We start from the raw sequence: 6,454 nt of genomic DNA, 5'->3' as shown, positions 1-6,454 counted from the left end.
CTCAAAAATCGGTTTGAGGGTTTCTACTAGGGACCGTAAATTCCTAACTACGAAAGGGTTTCTTACGTGTGAAAATTTCACGGCAGCCTTTTTGTATGGGAATTTTTTTGTTCCTTAGCCTGAATGCTAAAAAAAGTACTGTTTTAATCCAATGAACACAAACTAACTGCTTATTTTCCTGCAAAATAATGTTATCTTTCAGACACCCCGTGACAGCTACACTCTTCCAATTGCAAAATTTCCTAATACAAAGTCCATTTACCTAATATTCTATTTGAAAAATCAATATAGAAAACACTATTTAACAGTACACCTTATAAAGATTATTCACCAATAAATGAGAAACCAATTATATGGAGGGAAACTAATGAGAGAAATAAATTTTACTGTTAATGGCTCACCTTGTACTGTTTCGTGCCCACCGGACAAAACTTTGCTGGACGTCTTAAGGGAGGATCTAAAGCTGATAGCCAGCAAGGAATGCTGTGGCAAAGGGGAATGCGGATCATGTTCAGTTTTATTAAACGGTGAAGTGGTCTGCTCCTGTTTGATTCTCGCAGGTCAAGTTGTAAATCAAGAAATAGTAACTTGTGAAGGAGTCGGATTAACTTCAAATATGGATGTTATCCAAGAATCCTTTGTAGTAGAGGGTGCCACTCAATGCGGGTATTGCACGCCAGGCATAATTGTTTCTGCAAGAGCCTTTCTAGATAGAATCGATTATGTGCCAACGACTGATCAAATTAAAACAGCATTAGGGGGAAATCTTTGCCGATGTACCGGCTATACAAAAATAATAAAAGCCATCCAAACTGCAGCTGAAAAGGAAATGAAATTAATAGGAAAAGGAACTACGTAATGAAGGTTTCAGCCATTTTGCTTTCTGCAGGGTTATCAAGCCGTATGAGGCCGCTCCCTCATAAAGGATTGCTTCAATGGAAAGGGAAAACGTTAATCGAACACCAGATTCAAATGCTGTTAAATTCAAATCTGTCAGAAACAATTGTTGTTGTTGGCCATGAGGCTGAAAAATTTTTTCCCATAACAAATCTATACCCCGTTAAAACGGTGTATAACGAGAATTTTCGTCAAGGAAAATGCTCTTCTATCATTAAAGGGCTTCAATCGATCGATCGCGACTCTGACATGATTTTAATTTCAGCTGTTGATCAGCCAATTGATAATACTGTAATTAATCAGCTTATTCAATCACTTCAAGATTCAAATTGTTTAATTGCCATACCGTTAAATAATGGGAAAAGAGGGCACCCTATACTATTCTCGAAAAATATTATTCATGCTCTTCTATCGATACGGGAAGAGACGCAAGGACTGCGTAATATTATTCGCAAATATGAAGACCAAATAGTGGAGTCTGTCATCGAAAATACCCTTATTTCTCAAAATATTAACACTCCGATGGACTACCGAATTTCTCTAAAAATAAGCAATTCTTAGTAGGCAAAGGAAATCATTCAGATTATGTAAGGAGGTCTCTAAATGCTAGTTTCAGAAATTGACGTAATTTCTCCAGCTACATTAATGGAATGCCTTTCGATTATTTCTAATAAAGGCAAAAATTCAAGACTTATAGCTGGAGGAACGGACGCTGTTGTCCGTATGAAGGATGGAAAATGGCGTCCAGAAACATGGGTTAATATTAATGGTTTAAAGGAACTGAGATTCATCCATGAAAAAAATGGAGAAATTCACATTGGACCGTTAACAACCCATACAGATATCGTCCACTCCCCTTTGCTTCAAGAAAAAGCAGATGTGCTTGTAGAAGCATCTAGAGAAGTTGGAGCGATTCAGATGCAAAATATTGGAACAATCGGTGGAAATATTGGCACTGCCTCCCCTGCCGGAGATACAATTCCAGCACTGTATGTGTTAAATACAATATTGGAGCTAAGCTCGTTAACAAATAAACGACTCGTTCCTATTAATGAGTTTTTTATCGGACCAGGCAGAACCGTCCTAAAGGAAAATGAAATGATTACAAAAATCATTATTCAGCCCCAGGATGAAAATGAAATAGGGATATTCCAAAAGCTTGGACCGAGAAAAGCACAGTCAATATCAATTGTAAATGTTGCCATTTCATTATTAATGGGAGAAGGCCGTCAAGTTTTAAAAGGCAAAATTGCCTTCGGTTCCGTAGCCCCAACGATTATTCGTGCAAAAAAATGTGAATCGATTATAACGCTAACTCCATTGACAGATGAATTAATACAAAACATTGCAAAAATAGCCTGGAAAGAGGTTATGCCAATTACGGATGTAAGAGCAACAGCGGAGTACCGCCGTGATATGGCAAGTGCCCTTTTAGAGCGAGGACTTTATCGACTCATCAGGAGGTGGGAGAATAAATGAAACATACAAATGAACAAAGCAATAGCCGGGAATTAAATTGGATCGGAAAAAGAGTAAGAAGAATCGATGGACCTGAGAAAGTAACAGGTGAATTAAAATACATGACAGATTACCATTTTGACAATATGGTTTGGGGAAAGGTTTTGCGCGCCAAATATCCTCATGCAAGAATAAAGTCTATTCAAATTGAAAAAGCTGAACAGCTTCCTGGTGTCGTTTGTGTCTTAACACATAAGGATATCCCTGGATTTAATGGGTTTGGAATCGTTATCCCGGACCAGCCTGTTCTATGTTCTGATATCGTTCGCTGCACGGGTGATGCAGTAGCTTTAGTCGCAGCAGAAACTGAAGAGATTGCTGAACAAGCGTTGGCATTAATTGAAGTTGATTATGAACCGCTTGAGTTTGTGATAGATGCTGAAAAAGCGATGACCCCTTCATCCCCTAAATTGCATCCGGATGGAAATATTCATAGCCATGTCATCATCAAAAATGGCGATACTGAAAAAGCATTTGAGGAAGCAGATATTATTGTCGAGAATACATTCTACTCCCCTCGACAAATGCACGCTTTTATCGAAACAGAAGGCGGATGGGGTGTAATGGATGAGGAAGGCTATATTACCATTCGCTGTCCTGGACAATATGCCCACCGTGACCGGGCGCAAATTGCACGGGCCATTGCATATAACCCAGAAAGGATTCGAGTAATTTCCAGCCCTATAGGCGGTGCCTTTGGAGGCAAGGATGAAATTACTGTGCAAATATGCCTAGCCCTTCTTGCCATGTATACAAATGGGCGTCCTGTAAAGATCCATTTAAGCCGAGAAGAATCTGTGATCGCCGGGATTAAAAGGCATCCATTTAAGGTACAAATGAAAACAGCAGCAAAAAAGGACGGTACTTTAATTGCCAGTGAAGTAAGAGCAGTAGCTGACACGGGGGCTTATGCATCATTAGGTGGAGCTGTTATAGCTCTAGCCATTGAACATTCATGCGGACCTTACAAAATTCCGAACGTAAACCTTGAAGGGTTCTGTGTGTACACAAATAATGGCATTGCAGGTGCCTTTAGGGGTTTTGGAGTTAATCAGGTTTGCATGGGAATTGAAACTCATATGGACATGATAGCTGAAAAACTAGGGATAGATCCGATTGAAATTCGAAAGAAAAATGTTTATCACCAAGGCGAAATGTCTAGTTTAGGCCATATCGTCCAATCAAGCGTTGGCACGTATAAAACGCTTGAAGCCGCAGAAAATTGTGACCTCTGGAAAAACCGTGAAAAATATAAAAAAGAAGTAAGTGAACCATGGAAAAAGCGAGGTGTTTCGCTTGCCACATCCTTTCACGGAATTGGGATGGGAATTGGATTGCCTGACTATGGTGCAGCTTCCATCGAACTCCTTCCGGATGGCAAGTTTTTAGTGGCAGTTGGCTGTGAAGAAATTGGCGGAGGAAATAGCACCGCCTATGCACAAGTGGCAGCCGAATTATTAAATTGTGATATTCACTTAATTAAAGTCGTCCAGGGTGACACCCTTCAAACACTTGATGGCGGTACGGTAACCGCTTCCCGCTCCACGTATACAGGAGGGAGAGCAGTTGCAACAGCAGCGCCAAAAATGGTAGAGCTGTTAACCGAAACGGCAGCTCAGATACTTAATCTACCCCTAACAAGTATTGAAATTAAACAAAACTGCCTTACAGCCAATGGAGAAAGCCTAACCTATCAACAAATATATAATTACCTGCATGAACAGCATCGGAATACAAGAATTGAAGGACATTTTATTCTCCCAAAAGAAAAGACTGAAATTAAAGGATCTGGCGGAGCCCCCCATCACCTGTACGGGTATTTAACCCATGTTGTTATGGTTGAGGTTGATACATTGACCGGGGAAACAGACGTTCTTCACGTAGTATCTATTCCTGATGCAGGGAAAGTTATTAACCCGCAAGGACTTGAAGGTCAAGCTGAAGGCGGTGCTGTAATGGGTATTGGCTACACCCTTTATGAGGATATAGTGATTGAAAACGGCTATCATAAAACAAAAAACTTTACTGACTATATTATTCCAACTATTAGAGAAACACCTATTATTGAAACCATCCCTGTAGAGGATGCCCCTGAACAATCAGGACCATTTGGCGCTAAAGGAATTGGAGAGGTCGTCATGATTCCAATTATTGCCGCTATCATGTCAGCTATTTATGATGCTACTGGGGCAAGGATTTATCATTTGCCTGCAACACCGGAAAGAATTTTTAATGCCTTAAAAGATCTAAAAAAACAAAAGGCTCATTCTGCTAGGTGATCATAATGATGAATCAAAAGTTATACAATCGATTAACCGAATCACTTAAACAGCGTCAGGATGTCTTTTTCATTACAATTACTGACCATTCAAATTCTTATTTGATAGGACAAAAAGCATTACTATGGCCAAGTGGGGATATCTACTCTGAAACTCCCCTCTCCCCTGCTCTGCAAAATAAAATGTTGGAAAGCTGTGAAAAGCTAATTCGAAGAAAAAGATCGGGTTTGATTTCATTCCTTTTATTCGGGGATAACGTTGAATGTTTTGCTGAATACTATCCTATTCCAATTCACCTTATTGTAGCTGGTGCGGGTCATGTATGTGAGCCAGTCGTGGAAATGGGAAAAATGCTTGGTTTTTATGTCACTGTCATTGATGATCGAATTGAATTTGCCAATTGGGAGCGCTTTCCCAATGCCGATGAGGTTTGCTGTCAATCGTATATTGACTATTTTCGTAATGTGAAATTAACGGATCATACGTATATCCTTCTAATAACTAGAGGTCATAAATATGATGTATTGAGTTTACAAGAGCTATTAAAGCGGAAAGATAAAGCTGCCTATATTGGAATGATTGGAAGCAGAAGGCGAATTTCTGGTGTTTTCAACGAATTATTGCAGGACTTTCCAGGTGAAAGCTTTGATCATTTATTTACCCCAGTAGGGCTTGATATCGGTGCGGAGACCCCTTCTGAAATTGCAGTTAGTATTATGGCTGAAATATTAAAAGTGAAAAATCGAACATCAGGCAGCTCCTTAAGCAGCAGCATTCGGGAATATGCAAAAATGGGTTTTCATGAGGGGGCAGTAAATTGAAACCACTACAGCTTTTACAAAGAACAATTGATTTACAGAAAGGGGGTGAGAAAGCAGCTCTAGCAACTGTTATTAGAACTAAGGGCTCGACACCAAGAAAAGCGGGAAGTAAAATGATTATTTTCCCGTGCGGAAAAATTGAAGGTACGATTGGAGGTGGATGTGGAGAGGCGGAAGTCATTGAAAAAGCTTATGAAGTAATTAATAGCAGCAGACCAACTAAATATGTTGTAGATCTTACGAAAGGTTTATTGTATGAAGATGGCGGAATTTGCGGCGGCATTATGGATATTTTTATCGAACCGATATAGTTGATCATCATGGAGAAAAATATGAACCGAGTTGCACTTTCTTAAAGCATTTTTGGTTATTATAAAAGTTAGGAGTGAGCATTCATGTCCATGATTGAAAAGGGTTTAGGATCCAACCTCCCACCAACTAGAAATAACCTATTGGAAAAACTGTTCAAGCTCTCTGAAAGGAAAACAAATGTAAGAACTGAAATTCTTGCCGGTATTACTTCATTTTTAACGATGAGTTATATTATTTTCGTCAACCCTGCCATTTTAGCTGATGCTGGGATTCCGAAAGAGGCCGCACTTGCCGCAACCATTTATGCAAGTGTTTTCTGTACAATCCTGATGGCACTCTGGGCAAATTACCCAGTTGCAGTTGCTCCTGGCATGGGCTTAAATGCCTTTTTTGCCTATACTGTCGTTCTTGGTCAAGGACTTACATGGCAAACAGCACTTGGAGCCGTATTTATCTCAGGGGTTGTGTTTTTAATTTTGACTGTAACAGGAGTTCGGCAAAAAATCGTTGATGGTGTCCCAGATGTATTAAAATCAGCAATAGCCGTTGGTATTGGTTTATTTATTGCATTTATCGGTTTAAAAAATGCAGAGCTCGTTGTTGCTAATGAAGCTACGTTTGTCGCTT

At 39.7% G+C, this 6,454-nt stretch carries 7 protein-coding genes; all 7 read left to right on the top strand.

Annotated elements, in window-relative coordinates; all coding sequences use genetic code 11:
- Positions 1-367: 367 nt before the first annotated feature.
- Complete coding sequence (locus V7149_RS17820) at positions 368-859, top strand: (2Fe-2S)-binding protein (RefSeq protein ID WP_335346951.1); 492 nt, start codon at positions 368-370, stop codon at positions 857-859.
- Positions 859-1,458, top strand: a complete 600-nt coding sequence (locus V7149_RS17815) for a nucleotidyltransferase family protein (protein WP_335346950.1) — start codon at positions 859-861, stop codon at positions 1,456-1,458. The genes V7149_RS17820 and V7149_RS17815 overlap by 1 nt, the downstream gene beginning before the upstream one ends.
- A 42-nt stretch (positions 1,459-1,500) precedes the next feature.
- Entirely contained in the window at positions 1,501-2,376 is an 876-nt protein-coding gene (locus tag V7149_RS17810; RefSeq protein ID WP_335346949.1) for an FAD binding domain-containing protein, read from the top strand.
- Positions 2,373-4,694, top strand: a complete 2,322-nt coding sequence (locus V7149_RS17805; RefSeq protein WP_335346948.1) for a xanthine dehydrogenase family protein molybdopterin-binding subunit — start codon at positions 2,373-2,375, stop codon at positions 4,692-4,694. Before V7149_RS17810 ends, V7149_RS17805 begins: the two co-directional genes overlap by 4 nt.
- A 5-nt stretch (positions 4,695-4,699) precedes the next feature.
- The gene (locus V7149_RS17800; RefSeq protein ID WP_335346947.1) at positions 4,700-5,515 is read left to right on the top strand and encodes an XdhC family protein; all 816 of its coding nucleotides are present in this window, start codon (positions 4,700-4,702) and stop codon (positions 5,513-5,515) included.
- Complete coding sequence (locus V7149_RS17795) at positions 5,512-5,826, top strand: XdhC family protein (protein WP_335346946.1); 315 nt, start codon at positions 5,512-5,514, stop codon at positions 5,824-5,826. Before V7149_RS17800 ends, V7149_RS17795 begins: the two co-directional genes overlap by 4 nt.
- An 84-nt stretch (positions 5,827-5,910) precedes the next feature.
- The coding region (locus tag V7149_RS17790) for an NCS2 family permease (protein WP_335346945.1) at positions 5,911-6,454 on the top strand (544 nt) is incomplete at its 3' end.

This window comes from Bacillus sp. JJ1503 (assembly GCF_036965125.1).
Taxonomy (GTDB): Bacteria; Bacillota; Bacilli; order Bacillales; family Cytobacillaceae; genus Cytobacillus.
This window is presented reverse-complemented; position numbering and strand designations above follow the sequence as displayed.